Here is a 16,583-nt window from a genome sequence, read left to right on the forward strand (position 1 = left end):
TCGGCACTAAGTCTAGTAAAGTCTAGTAACTAAGATCATTAATGCGATCGCTGACTATCTCGATTTCCTCTATAGCAAAAATATGCAATGACTTTTAGTCGATCGATGCGATTGAGTTAGCTAATAGGTGATCAACGAAAAGACATTTACATCTGGCAAAGCCTGACGACCTTGCAGCGCCAAAAGTTCCACCATAAATCCATAGCCAACCAATTCACCACCTGCCAGGTTGACCAATTTCGCAGTAGCAGCGGCAGTTCCGCCCGTGGCGATGATGTCATCAACAATCAAAATCCTGCTACCCTGGGCGATCGCATCCTGATGCACTTCCAGCTTATCGGTGCCATATTCCAATTCATATTCAACCCGATGCACGGCGGCTGGCAGCTTGCCCGGTTTACGCACTGGCACAAACCCACAACCGATCGCATGGGATACCACTGTGCCAATAATAAAACCACGGGATTCGATCCCCACCACATAATCGATCGCCTGATCCGCAAAGGCCGCTGCGATTTCTTTGGCTACGGTGGGCAATCCCTGGGGATGAGCCAGGACTGGGGTAATATCGCGGAAAACGATGCCAGGTTTAGGAAAATCGGGAATGTCGCGGATATATGCCTTGAGATCCATATTTTGTTGATTACTGCAAATTAACTAACTCTACTTGCTCGCAATTTAATCCAACTAAAGCTTAAGGCAAACCTGCGGCGATCGGCTAGCGCAAATTTAGCAGATCAGGTTAGCTTGGTAATACCTGTAATATTCAATCTCTCTAAATATATCTATATACATCTATGCATGCGCTCTCATTACCCACCTGGATTATTCATATTTCCAGCGTGATCGAATGGGCATTAGCGATCTGGTTGATTGCCACCTATGCCCAACTGAACCACAACAAAGCTTGGTTGGGTTTGTCCTTTGCAATGCTGCCGGCTCTGGTGAGTGCTTTATGTGCTTGTACCTGGCATTTCTTTGATAATGCGACATCCCTGGAATGGCTGGTAATTTTGCAAGCGGCGATGACCCTGGTGGGGAATATTGCCCTGGCGATCGCGGGCTATTTCATCTGGCGCTATGCCCAGCAAAATCAGCAAAATAATGCGCCAACAGCTCAGGAAAAATAGATTAATTGGTATTGCTAAACAAGTGATGAATTGTAATAGTGAATAAAAAGCCAGAGTGCACCAATATGGTTACTTATGGTTACTTTATAGTCAGCAAGACATTCACATATCTAGACCACTACCCGATCCAGCAGCCAGGATTGAGGCAAGAAGTCTATTCACTAGGCGATCGGCCTGGCGAACAGCGTAAATATAGAAAATAGATTTTAAGAAAATCAAATCTTGGCAACTTGTGCATTAGAATGCAAGGTACTGCCACTTGATCGAGCAAAATTATGACTAAAAAGCTTTTAATCGTTGATGACGAGCCCCATATCCGATTGCTTTTGGAGCAAACCCTAGAAGAGCTTGAAGATATAGGGGTGGAGCTTTTGAGTGCCGAGAACGGGGAAGAGGCACTAGAGACAATTAAGGAAGAAAAGCCAGATCTAGTCTTTCTGGACGTGATGATGCCCAAGATGAATGGGTTTGATGTGTGTAATACAGTTAAAAATGAACTTAAATACACCGACGTTTATATCATCATGCTCACCGCCAAAGGTCAGGAGTTTGATAAGCAAAAGGGCAGCGAGGTCGGCGCGGATATTTACATGACCAAGCCCTTTGATCCCGACGAGGTTTTAGAAAAGTCCTGCGAAATCCTGGAGATTGAGTTGTAGGCGTTAGCTCGCTGTTCTATTCTAGAGATCCTATTGCCCACCGCAATGCTTGCACTTGTAGTTCTGTTTACCATGATGGCTTCTGCCATTTTTGACGATTTGGGATGAACTACCTTATCGATATCGATCGAGATTAAGACATAGCATTGTGACAAAACTTTCAAGCTAACCCGCAGCCGCCATGACTGGTGTATGTGCTTTGATTTCATAATTCATAAAATCATGAGCCATGCGCGTATTGGCAAAAATCGATCGCGCCTCCGCCAACAAGTCATTTAATTGGATCGCATTACCAGGGGCATAACGGGGGCTGAAGTGAGTCATAATCAGGTTCTTGGCGTTTGCTCCCAGTGCTACCTGTGCCGCCATCGTGCTGGTGGAGTGCAATCTTTGATAAGCAAGACCAGCATCCTGATGGGCAAAGGTGGCTTCATGAATCAAAACATCGACATCTTGAGCGAGATCAACCGCACTATCGCAATAGATCGTATCGGTGCAATAGGCCAGTTTGCGTCCTGGCTGAGCCGCACCACTAAATTCTTTGCCATCAACCATGCGGCCATCATCTAGCTGCACCGTCTCGCCCCGCTTCAGTTGGGCATACACAGGGCCAGGGGGAATATTCATAGCCTGAGCCTTTTTGAGATCGAAGCGGCCAGGGCGATCGACTTCTTCGACCCGATAGCCATAGGCAGTTACCCGATGCTTGAGCGGAGCGCAATAGACTGAAAATTCAGGATCGCTAACTACCAAACCAGGTTTGACCCGATGTACCTGCACCTCGTAGGACAAATGGGTCTCGCTGTAGCGCTGGCAAGCATCCAGATATTCCCCTAGCCCGCTGGGGCCATAGATATCGATCCGCTTGGCATTGCCAGCCATGCCGCAACTAGCCAACAGCCCAGTCAACCCAAAAATGTGATCGCCATGCATGTGGGTGATGAAAATTTTGCTAATTTGACTTAGCCGCACATCACTCCGCATAATCTGGTGCTGGGTGCCTTCGCCGCAATCAAATAGCCAGACTTCCGATCGCTGGGGCAAGCGAAGGGCAATGCTGGATACGTTCCGGCTACGGGTAGGGACACCAGAACTGGTTCCCAGGAATGTCAAATGCATAGGCTTTGGCGGGACTGGTGAGACGATTTAGATGATTGCTGTGCTTTGATCTATTATTCTAGGGCTATTTATGACAACGATCGAATATCGCCATCCAACCATCCTAATCTAACACTGGATCTTTAGCCTGCTGTTTGGTTTAACCCGGCGGATCGGGGTTATCCATGATGGCATTAGGGTAGTTAAGAACTGGAGCAATATTTCAGCAATGTTTCTACCCGCTATTGTTTATGGTTCTATTTGCCTTGCTTAATTGATATTTGCAATTCTTGCCTTTGCAGCCTGCAATTGTTTAATGCTTAGCGATTTAGTTGGTGGCAGGGATTAGAAAAAATCGATCGTAAATTTGCTATGTTCTGCTAGGATATTTGAGGCGCAAAAAGTGCTATGATATCAATCCCGAATAAGGGCGATTAGCTCAGTTGGTAGAGCGTCTCGTTTACACCGAGAATGTCGGGGGTTCGAGTCCCTCATCGCCCATAGATTAAAGAAATCTAGAATAAATAACCGTACCAATTCTGTGCCATTTTGGTTAGTCCACCAGAAGATAGGATGATTGGAGGGAAGATCTTAGGCTTCTTTCTCATCGGTACATGCGGGCTAACTTGTCCAACCAAATTATAGTTTGTCCAAAATAGAGTTCATCCAAATTATCAAAAATAATAAAACCCACCATCGCCAGTAAAACTCAAGTAAAGCGACAGGCATGACCTGATCCAGGGATAAAAATGCCGCCAACAAAAATATTAAACATATGTGCTGGTATCAGTTTGACCGATCGCCTGGTGGTTGAATTATCCCAACCACGTGCAACGCCAATATATAATTCTCAATGCATAAAGCTGAAAACACTACTGCTCATATGTTTTGCGATCATGCCTAAATTAGTATTGCGCCCAATATCACTCAAGAACTATTCTTGCTCACATCAAAGCTGATGATTGAGTTAGCTAAATTGAATCATTGTTGATTCAGTAATGTGGTGTTTGTTTGCTGCCCAATGCAATCCTGTTATTGTCAAAGTTACAGCTTTCGTAGCGATGACCCCCGTTTTATTTGATCTTGGGTAGGAAAAAATAGCCAGGTTAAATTGCCTGGTGGAGAGGATATTGCTGATCCGGCTAAGAGCATTGTTACTGTAGATTTAAACCGGCTTGGATATATTAATTTGGCTGTAGCACTTTGAATGTATCAAGCTAAGTGAGTTTACGATCGCCTTTTAGCCAGTTCTAGTTAGCTTTCGATCGATTCCTATCAAAATTAATCAAGTCGATTGGTTTGATCGATCGAATATAAAAAAGCTAGTGCCAAGCCAATGTATGTAGGAATGAGCAGCAGGTTTTGGCAAATGTTGTGGGGAGTTCAGTTTTCAACAAGTTTGTGATAACGAAAGCTTATTCAAGCTAGCTATAATGATTAGTTTGCCAGCTTTAGTTTATTGGCAAGTTTATGAGTATGCTTGCTAATCATAAAGCGATCTGTGAATTTATTGATAGTTGCAAAATCAGTAACTCGCAGTGGCAAATAATCCTATTCGTTTAGTTAGGCTAGGTTGAATTGAAAAAATTTCCAGAGCTTATTTGTACGTTGAATAAGCAACAGTTATTTGGTTGTCTCTGCAAACTTGATTCCCACTGCAAATAATTAAAAAGTAAAAAAGAAATGCATATTTTTATTAGCGATCGCCTCGGTGAGAAGGCATTAGTTTAGGGTGGCATTGTTTGACTAAAAACCGATCGCAAACAAGGGCGTAGCTTACTCCATGACTGCACTTGAGCTAGCGATCATGTTAAATATAAAAGTTAAGCCAACAATAAGCCAACAAGTATATAGGCTTAGTAAATTTTAGGTTGATAGCTCTGTGGCTGATGCAGGCCAATAGCGATAATCGACCCAAAAATTTAGATCACAGATGAACCAATTTAAGTTCCAGCAGTCTAACTTTCTGGCTTGGATCTACTCAATCAATCTGGGAGTAGTGGAGAAAAACGTAGAGAATCTAGAGCTATTAATGATTGGTTGGGATTAAACCCGATCGCTAGTGCTTACTTAATGCCGCTAGCAGTTAATAGCCACAATTACAACTCATACCCAAAAAGACTAAATAGGGGGTTTGCTTATGTCTGGTTTTGATCAATCTTTAACTCTAGTTCCCGGTGCGTCCCAAACAATCATTATTCCCAGTAGCATTTTGACTGTTGGTCAGAGTGCGAGTGTTACTGTGCTTAGTGCTGATATTACCGGTGAAGATTTTAGCCCTTTTATTGAGGTGCTTAATCCCGATGGCTCGGTGCTGACTAATGGCGTGGCAACGCTTGACTCGGATGTGCAGCCGAATACCTTCACGCGCACGATTAATATTCCCAGTGTGGTTGATGGAGGCAGCTATCAGGTTGTGATCTCAGATTCACGGGATGGCGATAATCCCAATCCTGCCACCCGGTTTACGGTTGAGGTCGATAGTGAACTTGGTACTTTTAATAACCAAGCGAATGAGAATACACCGGAAATTGGCAGCGATCGCAGCTTTGCTGGTTGGGTTGGTGCCACCGATCCCGATGACTTCTATCAAATTCCGCTCACCGCCACCGGCACGATCGAAGCTTCGCTATCATCCGTATCCGCTGATGCTGATATTGAATTATTGGCAGATGACGGCACCACGGTTTTAGCTACGGGCGGCGAGGATGACAGCATTACGTTTGATGTGATGGATGCTGACTCTACTTTCTTTATTCGTGTTTTTAGGGCGGCCGAAGAATTACCAGGGGATGCCAGTGATGAGGGTAATGGCAGCACCACCTATACCCTGGATTTAACTATACCTGAATCGCCGCAGGAAACTCCGGTCACGATTACGCCGCCTACCACCACAACCGAAAGCCCCAATGAGCCTACCGGCTTAGATAACATTGTCGGTGGTGGCTTTTTTAACTTCACTGACGGTGATGATAATGTCAACTTGGCGGATGTGCCAGAATCGGCTGGGATCTCGATCCGAGCCCTATCGGGTAATGATCTGATCATTGGCACCGATGGTAATGAGTTTGATATTAATGGCAATCAGGGTAACGATACGATCGAAGCTGGTGATGGCAATGACGCAGTGATGCGCGGTGGCAAAGGCTCCGATTCGATCGATGGCGGCTCTGGCAATGACATCCTGAATGGCAATAACGACAATGACACCGTAGTTGGTGGTAATGGTGACGATACGATCCGGGGCGGCATGGATAATGATATCTTGCTGGGCGGATCGGGGAATGACTTCCTGATTGGCGATCTTGGCCAGGATATTCTCACCGGTGAAGGTGGTAGTGATGTGTTTGTGTTACGCAGTGATGGTGGCGCGGCAGCCAGCACGCTTGCGGAAGCGGACGTAGTGACGGATTTCTCCAATGTGTTCGATCGGATCGGCCTAAGTGGTGGCACTAACTTTAGTGATCTAACCTTTGAGGCGGTTAATTTGACCCTGGGCGCTGATACGCCGGTGGCGGCAACGGCGATTCGGGTTGGCACTGATGGCGACTATTTGGGAATCGTGGCCGGAATTGATATTGCTACGCTTGATAATGCATCGTTGTTCATTGATGCTAGTGGTCAATTGAATTTTGGTTAAGTTTTGATTTCCTCTAACCAGACTTAAGCATCATAAATAACGAAAATCCACTGCGCAGTTTTTAGCTAGCTCGGTGGATTTTTTGTTCTATCGGTCTTGCATAGAGTTAGCTAGTGCCGATCGCTCCGGTAGATTGATTGAAAGAAATAAGCCCAAATATCTAAAATTTAAATACCGCGATTTAAATGCCAAGATTTAAATAGAAACAAGAAGTAATCGCAACTCGCAGGTAATGTAAATAAGCCGCCGCACCAGTGACTAGCTCAGGCATGAGGCGATCGCCCCGTAACCAGGCCACCGCAACAACCAGGGCAATACAGCCCAAAAAAGTCAATGCCATTAACAACAACACAAATATTTCACCATTGGACAGGGGTCTTTCGATCGGCAGGTCGTCGATATCATACTGAGTCGATCGATCGCCATAGGGATTGTCCTGCCTGGCTTGCATCACCTGGAGAATATACATTTGAATGCTGCGATCGTAGGTGCTGCGTCGTTCTGGACTACTTAAGATCGCATAGGCATCATTGATCTGGCGAAATTTTTCGACCGCCTCCATCGCTGGCAACTCGGTTGTATCGGGGTGATATAACTTACTCAATTCTCGATAGGCCTGCCGGATCTGGCGCTCATTTGCCCAGGGCGTAAGTCCTAGCAAAGCATAGTGGGTATTGATTTTGCCTAGCTCTAAGCTTTTATCAATCATGATTTAGATCTTAAATAACTTGTCGATAATGCAAGTTCGCCACAATCTAATTTAACCTGAGTGCAACAGATCTTGATCACCCCAAACTTGTGATTACTAGTGCATCTTCAAAAGACTTCTTTTGCATTGGTATCTTGTGGCTCTTAGCATTCGGGTTACTCCTTGCACAACATCTCGATTGAAACAGCACTAGGTATCATCTGAAAACCCGGTTGCTTCTTAGCGATCGTTTCTCACCAACTTTTATCGAATTGGCATTTAACTAAATTGTATTTGTATCTTACTAGGATCGACCATGATTTTAGCCGTTCCGAAAGTCTTAAATTTTGAAAAAGTTTGCGATCGGAAAACTTTTTATGGTCGATAGCTTGATATCCTAATAACTTTAGGTTGTGGTTCGGTTAACGTATTGATATAGCTTTTTGCAATCTGTTTATACGATCTGCGGCCACATATTCTTTAACGCGCGGGTAAAACATACATGCCTTGGACTCGGATTATCAGTGGAGCGATCGCCATTCCCGTGGCATTGGCGGCGATCATATTAGGGGGATGGGCATTTACAATTGCGTTTGGCACCCTAGTGTGTCTGGGTTTACGCGAATATTTTAATCTAGTCAGAGCCACCGACGCAGCCCCCGCCGCCAAAACTACAATCACCGCCAGTATTATTTTGTTATTGCTGGCGCAGATCAATGGCGAAATTGTTACCGCTGCTTTTCCGATCGCTGGTACCTGGATTTGTTTCTATTTGCTGTTTCGACCCAAGCTGGCCACGATCGCCGATATTTCCACTTCCATTCTGGGGCTTTTCTATGGCGGCTATTTGCCCAGCTATTGGATTCGGTTACGGCAATTTGACCAAACGGAAATTTTTAGTTGGCATTGGCTCCATCTCAATCAGAGCGCCATTTATGTGTTTCTGGCGTTTATGTGTATTTGGGCTTCGGACATTGGCTCCTATTTCTTTGGCAAATTGATGGGACGTACCAAACTGTCGCACATTAGCCCCAAGAAAACCGTTGAGGGGGCAGCCTTGGGGTTGGCTAGTTGTATGGCAGTAGCGATCTTGGGGGCATGGCAACTGAGCTGGCCGTTTTGGCTTCTCACTGGCACGGCATTAGGAGTATTAATTGGCATTTCCAGTTTGCTAGGCGATCTGACCGAATCGATGATGAAACGGGATGCGGGGGTCAAGGATTCCGGCCAAATTATCCCTGGGCATGGTGGCATTTTGGATCGCACTGATAGCTATGTGTTTACTGCGCCTTTGGTTTATTACTTTATTGTGCTGGTGTTGTTGCAATTGCCCAATACTTTGAATCTGCCAATCTTGAATATTTCGATCGGCTAATTTGATTAGTCCAGCAATAAATTGCCTAGCTAGTGATGCAATCAAATCTAACTGTTTAGATTGTTTATCCATAATTGTTTATCAATATTGGTCGATCGCTTACAAGCCAGGGTTTTGATTTGCACAAGTCTCGATTGTAAGTAACTTGAGCATCACCCAACCGATTTGAGTTTTACCCACCTTCAATCAGTCAATTTCAATATGTTAATCGCCTCCCCCCGATCGCGCCTCTTATTAGAATTTGATCCCCAAGTTCAAGACCTGACCGCTATTACTAACAACCTTTCAGCGGTTACCCTGACCAATAAAGGTAAGTACATGTGGTTAGGCGCAGATGAATTGACTGGGGATACTCCCTGCATCGATCGCCTGGAGCGAATTAGTGAGGGTGTATATGGCAATCATCAACGCTTTGATTTAACTGAGCTGTTGGACATTCATAATGCCGAAGAAGAAATCGACATTGAAGGATTGGATTATAGCGATCGCTATTTGTGGCTGACTGGCTCCCACTCCTCTACCCGTAAAAAGCCCAAGCCAGAAGAGCATAAAACGACCAAATCGATCGATCGGCTCGGCCAAATCAAGCCCAACCTCAATCGTAGTTTTATTGCGCGGATTCCACTGGTCGATGGCAAACTACATAAATCCGTGCCTCATCCTAACAAGAGTAAGAAAACTCTAACGGCGGCCTGCTTGCAAAAAAACGACTTGGGCAATGAGCTGCTAACGGAATTGAGCCAAGATTCCCACCTTGCCCCCTATATCAATGCCCTTGTGCCCATGCAAACTGGTGCAAGTGATGATGCAGGTGGTGCGATCGAATCGGTGCGATTGCCATCCAAAGAAAATGGCCTGGACGTAGAAGGTCTAGCAGTGGTGGGCGATCGCCTGTTCTTAGGACTGCGCGGGCCGGTGCTGCGGGGTGAATGGGCAATTATCTTAGAGATTGAACTCAAGGAAACCAAAGCAGGCATACTAAACCTGAAGTCGATCGGTGATGGCAAAACCAAACGTAACACCAAACGTAACACCAAACGTAAAACCAAACGCAAGTATAAAAAGCATTTTGTAGCCTTGAATGGCTTGGGGGTGCGGGACTTGTGCTACGACCAAGAGAGTCAAAGCTTGCTGATCCTGGCTGGGGCAACCATGAATATTCGCGGCGGGATGCAATTATTTCGGCTCAAAGATGTGGTGGATTTGAGCGACGATAGTATTGCTACTCAAGCCGATCGGGGTCTAGAACGGATTGCCAAACTCGATTGCGCCTTTGGTACGGAGAATGCCGAGGGGATCGAAATTTTTGATGATGGCGATCGCCCTAAATCCTTGCTAGTGGTCTATGATGCGCCGTTGCCTGAGCGGAAGTTAGCTGAGCATAAGGTTTTAGCGGATATTATTACTTTTTAAAAGATGTCAGTAAAGATGTCAGTACAGTATAAGTGTCAGCTCGATAAAAAACGCTGATGAAGCAAGGGGAGCATCTGGCGATCGAGATTAACTATAAGTTTGAAATTTCAATGCTCTATTCGGCCCCCGGTTGATCGGGTCTGATCGCGGTGTAGCAGCCATAAAAAATCGAGCAGGTATTTACCCGCCCGATTGCTTTAGATGTAATTAAGAGTTTTAGAAACCGTAAGGTTACGACAGTAGAAAAATTTGGTTGAGCTAATTATGGCTTTAGTTTAGATCGCCATAACCATCGAACTAGCTATCGAGCACACCAGGCCAGTTGGCATCAGCCTGGCTGATGTAACCAGGGATGTCTTTTTCCCAACGTTTCTGGATTTTCTTGCTCACGTTGAGGTAGAGCTTGCCATCAACAATTGTCCAGGCATCAGGATCGATCGGTGCAGTGGTTCCCTGGCTGACCGCATAGGCGCAATAGCCACCATATTGGGGCGCAAATTCTTCTGGGTTACTGGCAAACTTATCGCGGTTCTCGGCGCTAGAAAAATGCCAGATTGCCCCTTGCCATTCATAGGCAAATTCATCACTTCCCTCTACTGGGCCGCCCTCAGTAAAGTAGGCCACCGGGTCAATGCCACGGATCGCTACGCCATTGTCAACAAACACAGCGTTAGCATAGTTCTTTGCGGCACATGGATTAGAGGCACCAGCGCAAGGGTCTTTAGCAGCGCAAGGATCAGCGGCGCAGGGGTCTTTAGCGGCGCAGGGGTCTTTGGCAGCGCAGGGATCTTTGGCAGCGCAGGGATCTTTGGCAGCACAGGGATCTTTGGCGGCACAGGGATCGGCAACATCAGTAGTGGTAGCGGGAGAGCCAGGATCAGGTGCTGTAGTTGTGCCAGGACTACAGCTAGCCAATAAAGTCAACAGGACGATCGAGGAGATCGTGGTGGCAAAATACTTAACTTTCATGGAGATTATTTTCCCTCTACTAATAAATTACTTGAGTTACGAATGAATTGATTGGAATTGAGTCAGAACTAATCGGTTTGTGCGATCGAAAATTGAATAATTCTACTTTTTGGTATGATTGAGGTTGAAATTAAGCCCTATCCCAATCGCAACATACACATTGCTTGAGTCTGTGATGTTTGCTTGACAATGTTCAATGGTTCAACCTATTGGTAATTTAACCAAGAGCGCGTTAAGCCATTTAGTTAACCGGGAAATCGGTGCAGTCCAAAATTACTTGTTCAACCGCGTCGCCCATTTGGGTGATTTGTAATTTTTACGGTGGCGATCGCATTTTGGATTGCTAAATCGCTAAAAAAGTTGTTATTCCCCTGTAGATCAAAGGTGTTAAGAGCTGAGAATATTCATATACATAGGGCTGTACATAGCGCTGTACATAGGGTTGAGTCATTAGCGATGCCCATTAACTAAAATAATTACCTCACATCTAGCGATCAAAGATTAGAGCAGCTTGAGTAAATGCCAAAAAATTTTTAAGCTCTGCTTAGATCCATCTCATCCATAGCCACGTATATTAAATGGAGCAAAACTATAGTTAAGCTGGCAACCCTTAAAATCAAAAGCGGCTAGTTAGGTGTGTTGAAGGATAACCAGTTTGTTTGCCTACAGCTTGCAGGCGATCGCAAAGGAGCTAACTCCTTGCTTTGCTGGATCAGTTTTGGCAAAAGACTGAATCAAGGGCGGCAGAGATTTTTAATCTTATCTTTGTTGCTTTATATTGATATTGCAATTTTGATCACAAACCGATCGGCCGATAAACACTAAATAAACACTAATAAAAACCGATAAACGTTGATAAAGTAAGCTGCCAGCGATCGACTATAACCATATATCCTCACTCATAGGCAAGACTCTGGGCTATGAATCTATCATCCAAATCAGACACGGAATTATTCCGGGCGCTCCAGTCTGGCAATCACAAAGCCCTTGGTGTTCTTTACGATCGCTACGGCACTGTTGTCTATCGTCTCGCGTTGCGGATTTTGGGGAATCCAGCGGAGGCAGAAGATCTTACCCAAGATATCTTTGTCTCATTCTGGCGCAAAAATAATTACGATCCCGATCGCGGTTCGGTGAGTGTGTTTTTAATGACTCTGACTAGATCTAGAGCGATCGATCGGATTCGGAAATCACGCACCAAGCAAAAATTCTTGCAAAAACTCGGACGTGGTGATTCTTTGTTTAGTCCCGGTAATCTTATGGAACAAGTTTCATTATCGGAGGTTGCTAAACTGGTGCGATCGGCACTCCAACAACTGCCAGAAAATCAGCGACAGGTTTTAGAGATGGCCTACTATGACGGTATGAGTCAATCGGAAATCAATCGCGCGCTGAATATTCCGCTAGGGACTGTGAAAACTCGCGCCCGTCAGGGGCTGATTAAACTTAGACATATACTAAAAGATTTGGTGGAATAGGAAATGGAATCCCTGCAAGAGTCGCAAAATTGGCAAGAGCTTTTGGCTGGTTATGTGCTTGGTGATCTGAACCCCCAGGAGGAGGCTCAGGTCAAGCAATATTTGAGCGAGCATCCCGAAGCAGAACGCGAGATTTTGGCGTTGGAGCAAAGTTTGGCGCTGTTGCCATTTGCCTTGCCGGAGGCTGCCCCACCGGAAAGCTTGAAATCAAATTTATTGGCGCAGGTGGAAGCTGATATTGCCCAGGAGGCTGCATCGTCATTGCCGCAAATTGGACAAGTTGAGCGGGTTTTTCAACCGCACCGATCGCCAAAATTTGGCCGCTTAATCGCCGCCGCGATCGCAATTGTGGCAGTTGGCTTAGGTGGTTATAGCTGGAGTTTGCAAAGGAAATTAGCCATCGCCCAACAGGATTTGGATGCATACCACAAGGCGATCGCCATGTTGCGACAGCCTGACAATCGTTTGTTAGCTTTGCAAGGCATGAAGAATCTAGAAGGTGCTACGGGCAGCTTTGTGATTACGCCAGGCATGGAAGCCGCGGTATTATCAGTGCAAAATCTAGAGCAGTTGCCACCGGGGATGGTCTATAGCATGTGGGCCTATGTGGATGGTAAAAAGGTCGATTGTGTAGAATTTCGCCCTGGTCAAGATGGCAAGGTGTTTATGACCGTACCCCTCGATCGCGTTTTAACCAATACCCAACTGGTTGAAGTGACGGTGGAGAAAGCAGGCACGCTCAAACCATCAGGAGAAATGGTGATGAAGGGCGATCTCTCGGTTTAGTCTGTTCAAATCCAGTTTGGAGCTAAAACTGAGAGTATAAATGGAAGTCTAATTTTCCAGGTTTCTCACTAATAGACTGTTCTGATCTGATCATTCTGAGCATAAGGAGCAGTCTGCCACGATCATTACTAAGTTTGGTATTCATTTGCGATTGAGCATAATTTGCCAACGTGGATTATTTACACTGCAATGGCATATCAGGTTATCAAAATATACAATACATCTAATTATTCGAGTTATTCGAGAAAGTCGCCCGCGCTCTACCAGCATGGGCGATTTAATTACTATTTCAGGGTTGTTTGATCAACAATTAGAATTGGAATCCGACCCCACCCTGGAAGGAAGCAGTAGTGCCAGCACCACTCTCAAAGCTATCGATCGCCACGATCGCATTACTATAGAGCAATACATTTTCATTTAAACTAACTTCTACCCCTGGCTGCACCACATAGGCATTGCGATCGCCCAGCAGGGTACTATTGTCATCTACTACAAACGAGCCACCCGCACCCACAAACAGGTTAGTGCGATCGCCTACCGGTAGGTCATAGGAAATAGTCGGTACAACCGCAGTACCACCATTACCGAACAAAACCGAAGTACGCAACGAAACTGGTGCATCTTCAAACTTATAGCGACCGGAAATGTTTGCCCCTAAATTATCATCAGGATTCCCCTTGTCAGTGGTCAGTGAAGCACCTGCTCCTAAATAGCTACCGGGGGTCAGATCGCCAGCCCTGCCGAATTCATTTGCACTAGCTGGATTAGCAAAGCCGAGGGCAGAAACGGCGGAAACAGTAGCGATCGCTAAGGAGGTCAAAATTTGGTGTGAGGTTTTCATAGGATTACTCCTGATTCTGATTGAATCTAATTGATTGGTGTGGTTTGAATCCTGGCGCGATTCTGGGCAGTTGTTGATCCAAGCGGTAAATCTGGGCTATGCAACAGATCCCGTCTCGTTACTGCATTTTTGAATCGATCGCCGTACTAACCTGTTTTGCATATGTGTTTGGTTAGTACACCCCTTTTGACTGGCCTGGTTCCCTGGCAGTTCCAAAGTTTAACCAGATCCACCTGCTCGAATTAGGCAAATATGCTTAGTTGCTAATGGTGTTAATCGTGCAAACCTTGCCAACTAATTTTTAACTCACCTCAACTTGCTATGATCAAGGCGATCTGTGCAGGATTCTTGATCGCCAACCTGGGACGTGCCAACTCTCAGGCGGTCTGATCAACTGACCGAAATAGTGATTTAGCTGCTTACCAAATGCTCATATAGCCACTGAGATAATGATTACCGCATTTCAAGATTGGACTTTTACAAAAACTCTAATTCAAGCAAGATTAAAGCGATTAATTTAAGGAATGATTTGATATGAGCGCAGCCGCTAGAGCAAAAGTAGCGCAAGTAGCGAAAGTAGCAATGGTAGTGGGGGTTGGCCCTGGCTTGGGGGCAGCGATCGCTAAAAAGTTTGCCCTGGGCGGTTTTGCGGTGGCGATCATCGCCAGAGATGCTGAGAAGTTAAGCGATCTCAAAACTGAAATCAATCATGATGGTGGTATTGCAGTTCCCTTTGCTGCCGACATAACCGACCCGGATGCAGTAGTGGCGATCAGCGATCGGATCAAAACTGAATTAGGCGCGCCAGAGGTGTTGATCTATAATGCCGGAGCTTTTGCGATGAAGGGCATTTTGGAGCTAGAGCCAGCCATGTTTGAGCAAAGTTGGCGAGTTAACTGCTTTGGCGCTTTCCTGGCTGTGCAGCAAGTTTTACCAGAAATGCTAGAAAAAGGCAGCGGCTCAATTTTGTTTACGGGGGCAACTGCGGCACTGCGCGGTGGAGCCAAGTTTGCCAGCCTGGCGGTGGGTAAGTTTGGCCTGCGGGCATTAGCGCAATCGCTGGCGCGGGAGTTTGGGAGCCAGGGCATTCATGTGGCGCATATTATTATTGATGGCATGATCAACACCGCCAGAGTGAGGGAGATGGTGGGCGATCGAGATCCAGCTACACTTCTAGATCCTGCGGCGATCGCTGATGCTTATTGGCAAATTTATCAACAGCCCCCCACTGCCTGGACGTTGGAAATAGATTTGCGGCCAGCTACGGAAAAGTTCTAAATCAAATTAGTTCTACTTGGCTCTACTTGGTTCTACAACAGCGGCACAGAAATTGGCGTGACCACACCAGTAATGATAGCGATCATGAGGCTAAAGAATAATAACAACAGGCCATCGGTAATACGCATAGTCATAATTTTTGATAAGGCTTGTGAGCATTGAGCATGGGGGTAAGGATGAGGCGATCGATCATGTTGATAATTTTGGTGCTTATCCATAATTAAAAGACTTTGATTACAACGCTTTAGAAACCTTGAGTGGGTTGGCTTCAAGCTGCTTAGCCTTGTTGATATCATTGCTAGTGGCAATCTCGGCCTGTAGTGGCGATCGGCGATCGGTGCAATTCATTAACGTCCGCCAGAACAAAATAAGCTGCCTACCCACCAACTGTGGCTCAAAGTAATGGAAAAAATGCTGCCCCTTGGCACATTCCCACAGGCGATCGCCCTCCTTGAAATACTGCAACCACCCATGCAGGGCATCGCTATCCACAATCAGATCATCGCGGCTACCACAAACCAACAATGGCACAGTCACGCTAGCAGGCTCAATATAGGTTTGCTGGACAAGGGAGTGAAGCGACAGGGAATCGTCGATATCCCTGGCCAAAATTTCAATTAGCCCCTTCAACATCTGGCGATCGGTGCAGCCAAACAAGCGATGTACCATTTGCGCCAGAACCATCTCACGGCTATAGGGCAAAAGATTCCGCGCCACATAATATTGAAATTTCCAATCCTGAGCCGGATTCACCCCTACTGCCAGGAGCGTCAATGATTTAACCAATTCGGGATAATGGCGGGCATATATTAGCCCCAGCAAGCCATTGATGCCATGCCCCACTAAATGGATCGGCTGATTATGTTGGACTATATATTCATGTAAAAGCGTTAGGGCAGTATCGATCGAGTTGGGCTCATCTGGCTCCAGGCTAAAATCCCATCGCGCGACCCGTTTTTGCTTGGCCAGATAGTTTTGCAAGGGGCGATCGAAACGACGCAGCGCTTTGCTGGTGTTGAGATAGAGCACTTCAGGGGCTAAGTTCATCAAATCTTGTTTCCTGGTTTATTGGTCTTTATTGGTCAAAAGGACTGGCGATAAATAGCTAATGCTTATTGCAAATGATTATTATTTATCGATTAGTCTAAGCGATCACAGGGTAGTTGACAATAGTTATCAATAAGTAGCTAGCCATAACATGTAAAATGCGGGCATAGATATAGGCAGA

The 16,583-nt window shown here is 45.7% G+C and carries 14 protein-coding genes, 1 tRNA gene and 1 pseudogene; 9 read left to right on the forward strand and 7 right to left on the reverse strand.

Annotated elements, in window-relative coordinates:
• Positions 1–120: 120 nt before the first annotated feature.
• Positions 121–633: an adenine phosphoribosyltransferase gene (locus PSE7367_RS03640; protein ID WP_015164014.1), complete on the reverse strand. Its 513-nt coding sequence runs from the start codon at positions 631–633 to the stop codon at positions 121–123.
• A 164-nt stretch (positions 634–797) separates the two neighbouring features.
• Between PSE7367_RS03640 and PSE7367_RS03645 the strand changes: the two genes are divergently transcribed.
• Both PSE7367_RS03645 and PSE7367_RS03650 read left to right on the forward strand, forming a co-directional pair.
• Positions 798–1,130 carry a DUF2499 domain-containing protein gene (locus PSE7367_RS03645; protein WP_015164015.1) on the forward strand — a complete coding sequence of 111 codons (333 nt, stop codon included), beginning with the start codon at positions 798–800 and terminating at the stop codon, positions 1,128–1,130.
• A gap of 275 nt (positions 1,131–1,405) precedes the next feature.
• Positions 1,406–1,789, forward strand: a complete 384-nt coding sequence (locus PSE7367_RS03650; RefSeq protein WP_015164016.1) for a response regulator transcription factor — start codon at positions 1,406–1,408, stop codon at positions 1,787–1,789.
• 30 nt (positions 1,790–1,819) lie between these two features.
• On the opposite strand, the pseudogene PSE7367_RS23200 reads toward PSE7367_RS03650, so the two are convergent.
• A pseudogene (locus PSE7367_RS23200) lies at positions 1,820–1,891 on the reverse strand (IS1/IS1595 family N-terminal zinc-binding domain-containing protein); the annotation flags it as partial.
• Positions 1,892–1,954: 63 nt separating this feature from the next.
• The gene (gene rnz / locus PSE7367_RS03655; protein WP_015164017.1) at positions 1,955–2,908 is read right to left on the reverse strand and encodes a ribonuclease Z; all 954 of its coding nucleotides are present in this window, start codon (positions 2,906–2,908) and stop codon (positions 1,955–1,957) included.
• Positions 2,909–3,315: 407 nt separating this feature from the next.
• On the opposite strand from rnz, the gene PSE7367_RS03660 reads away from it, so the two are divergent.
• A tRNA-Val gene (locus PSE7367_RS03660) sits at positions 3,316–3,388 on the forward strand.
• A gap of 1,639 nt (positions 3,389–5,027) precedes the next feature.
• Positions 5,028–6,527 carry a calcium-binding protein gene (locus PSE7367_RS22650; protein WP_015164018.1) on the forward strand — a complete coding sequence of 500 codons (1,500 nt, stop codon included), beginning with the start codon at positions 5,028–5,030 and terminating at the stop codon, positions 6,525–6,527.
• 181 nt (positions 6,528–6,708) lie between these two features.
• On the opposite strand, the gene PSE7367_RS03670 is transcribed toward PSE7367_RS22650, so the two are convergent.
• Positions 6,709–7,236: a J domain-containing protein gene (locus PSE7367_RS03670; protein WP_015164019.1), complete on the reverse strand. Its 528-nt coding sequence runs from the start codon at positions 7,234–7,236 to the stop codon at positions 6,709–6,711.
• A gap of 481 nt (positions 7,237–7,717) precedes the next feature.
• On the opposite strand from PSE7367_RS03670, the gene PSE7367_RS03675 reads away from it, so the two are divergent.
• Complete coding sequence (locus PSE7367_RS03675; RefSeq protein WP_015164020.1) at positions 7,718–8,590, forward strand: phosphatidate cytidylyltransferase; 873 nt, start codon at positions 7,718–7,720, stop codon at positions 8,588–8,590.
• Positions 8,591–8,791: 201 nt separating this feature from the next.
• Positions 8,792–10,003, forward strand: a complete 1,212-nt coding sequence (locus PSE7367_RS03680; protein ID WP_015164021.1) for a DUF3616 domain-containing protein — start codon at positions 8,792–8,794, stop codon at positions 10,001–10,003.
• A gap of 297 nt (positions 10,004–10,300) precedes the next feature.
• Here the strand turns inward: PSE7367_RS03680 and PSE7367_RS23130 are convergent, their stop codons facing one another.
• Positions 10,301–10,972, reverse strand: a complete 672-nt coding sequence (locus PSE7367_RS23130) for a YHS domain-containing (seleno)protein (protein ID WP_015164022.1) — start codon at positions 10,970–10,972, stop codon at positions 10,301–10,303.
• 920 nt (positions 10,973–11,892) lie between these two features.
• Between PSE7367_RS23130 and PSE7367_RS03695 the strand changes: the two genes are divergently transcribed.
• Entirely contained in the window at positions 11,893–12,450 is a 558-nt protein-coding gene (locus PSE7367_RS03695) for a sigma-70 family RNA polymerase sigma factor (protein WP_015164023.1), read from the forward strand.
• 3 nt (positions 12,451–12,453) lie between these two features.
• Positions 12,454–13,236 carry an anti-sigma factor gene (locus PSE7367_RS03700; RefSeq protein WP_015164024.1) on the forward strand — a complete coding sequence of 261 codons (783 nt, stop codon included), beginning with the start codon at positions 12,454–12,456 and terminating at the stop codon, positions 13,234–13,236.
• 310 nt (positions 13,237–13,546) lie between these two features.
• On the opposite strand, the gene PSE7367_RS03705 is transcribed toward PSE7367_RS03700, so the two are convergent.
• A complete protein-coding gene (locus PSE7367_RS03705; protein ID WP_015164025.1) occupies positions 13,547–14,077 on the reverse strand; it encodes a hypothetical protein in 531 nt (176 codons plus the stop codon).
• Positions 14,078–14,611: 534 nt separating this feature from the next.
• On the opposite strand from PSE7367_RS03705, the gene PSE7367_RS03710 reads away from it, so the two are divergent.
• The gene (locus PSE7367_RS03710) at positions 14,612–15,355 is read left to right on the forward strand and encodes an SDR family NAD(P)-dependent oxidoreductase (protein WP_015164026.1); all 744 of its coding nucleotides are present in this window, start codon (positions 14,612–14,614) and stop codon (positions 15,353–15,355) included.
• Between the two features lie 234 nt (positions 15,356–15,589).
• Here PSE7367_RS03710 and PSE7367_RS03720 read toward each other — a convergent pair whose 3' ends face one another.
• A complete protein-coding gene (locus PSE7367_RS03720) occupies positions 15,590–16,402 on the reverse strand; it encodes an alpha/beta fold hydrolase (protein ID WP_015164028.1) in 813 nt (270 codons plus the stop codon).
• Positions 16,403–16,583: the final 181 nt, after the last annotated feature.

The sequence above is a fragment of the Pseudanabaena sp. PCC 7367 genome, from assembly GCF_000317065.1.
GTDB lineage: Bacteria > Cyanobacteriota > Cyanobacteriia > Pseudanabaenales > Pseudanabaenaceae > Thalassoporum > Thalassoporum mexicanum.

Bases quoted from the DNA above. Each gene is read 5' to 3' on its own strand.
- PSE7367_RS03640 (WP_015164014.1), bottom strand. From the start codon at position 633: ATGGATCTCAAGGCATATATCCGCGACATTCCCGATTTTCCTAAACCT.
- PSE7367_RS03645 (WP_015164015.1), top strand. From the start codon at position 798: ATGCATGCGCTCTCATTACCCACCTGGATTATTCATATTTCCAGCGTG.
- PSE7367_RS03650 (WP_015164016.1), top strand. From the start codon at position 1,406: ATGACTAAAAAGCTTTTAATCGTTGATGACGAGCCCCATATCCGATTG.
- rnz (WP_015164017.1), bottom strand. From the start codon at position 2,908: ATGCATTTGACATTCCTGGGAACCAGTTCTGGTGTCCCTACCCGTAGC.
- PSE7367_RS22650 (WP_015164018.1), top strand. From the start codon at position 5,028: ATGTCTGGTTTTGATCAATCTTTAACTCTAGTTCCCGGTGCGTCCCAA.
- PSE7367_RS03670 (WP_015164019.1), bottom strand. From the start codon at position 7,236: ATGATTGATAAAAGCTTAGAGCTAGGCAAAATCAATACCCACTATGCT.
- PSE7367_RS03675 (WP_015164020.1), top strand. From the start codon at position 7,718: ATGCCTTGGACTCGGATTATCAGTGGAGCGATCGCCATTCCCGTGGCA.
- PSE7367_RS03680 (WP_015164021.1), top strand. From the start codon at position 8,792: ATGTTAATCGCCTCCCCCCGATCGCGCCTCTTATTAGAATTTGATCCC.
- PSE7367_RS23130 (WP_015164022.1), bottom strand. From the start codon at position 10,972: ATGAAAGTTAAGTATTTTGCCACCACGATCTCCTCGATCGTCCTGTTG.
- PSE7367_RS03695 (WP_015164023.1), top strand. From the start codon at position 11,893: ATGAATCTATCATCCAAATCAGACACGGAATTATTCCGGGCGCTCCAG.
- PSE7367_RS03700 (WP_015164024.1), top strand. From the start codon at position 12,454: ATGGAATCCCTGCAAGAGTCGCAAAATTGGCAAGAGCTTTTGGCTGGT.
- PSE7367_RS03705 (WP_015164025.1), bottom strand. From the start codon at position 14,077: ATGAAAACCTCACACCAAATTTTGACCTCCTTAGCGATCGCTACTGTT.
- PSE7367_RS03710 (WP_015164026.1), top strand. From the start codon at position 14,612: ATGAGCGCAGCCGCTAGAGCAAAAGTAGCGCAAGTAGCGAAAGTAGCA.
- PSE7367_RS03720 (WP_015164028.1), bottom strand. From the start codon at position 16,402: ATGAACTTAGCCCCTGAAGTGCTCTATCTCAACACCAGCAAAGCGCTG.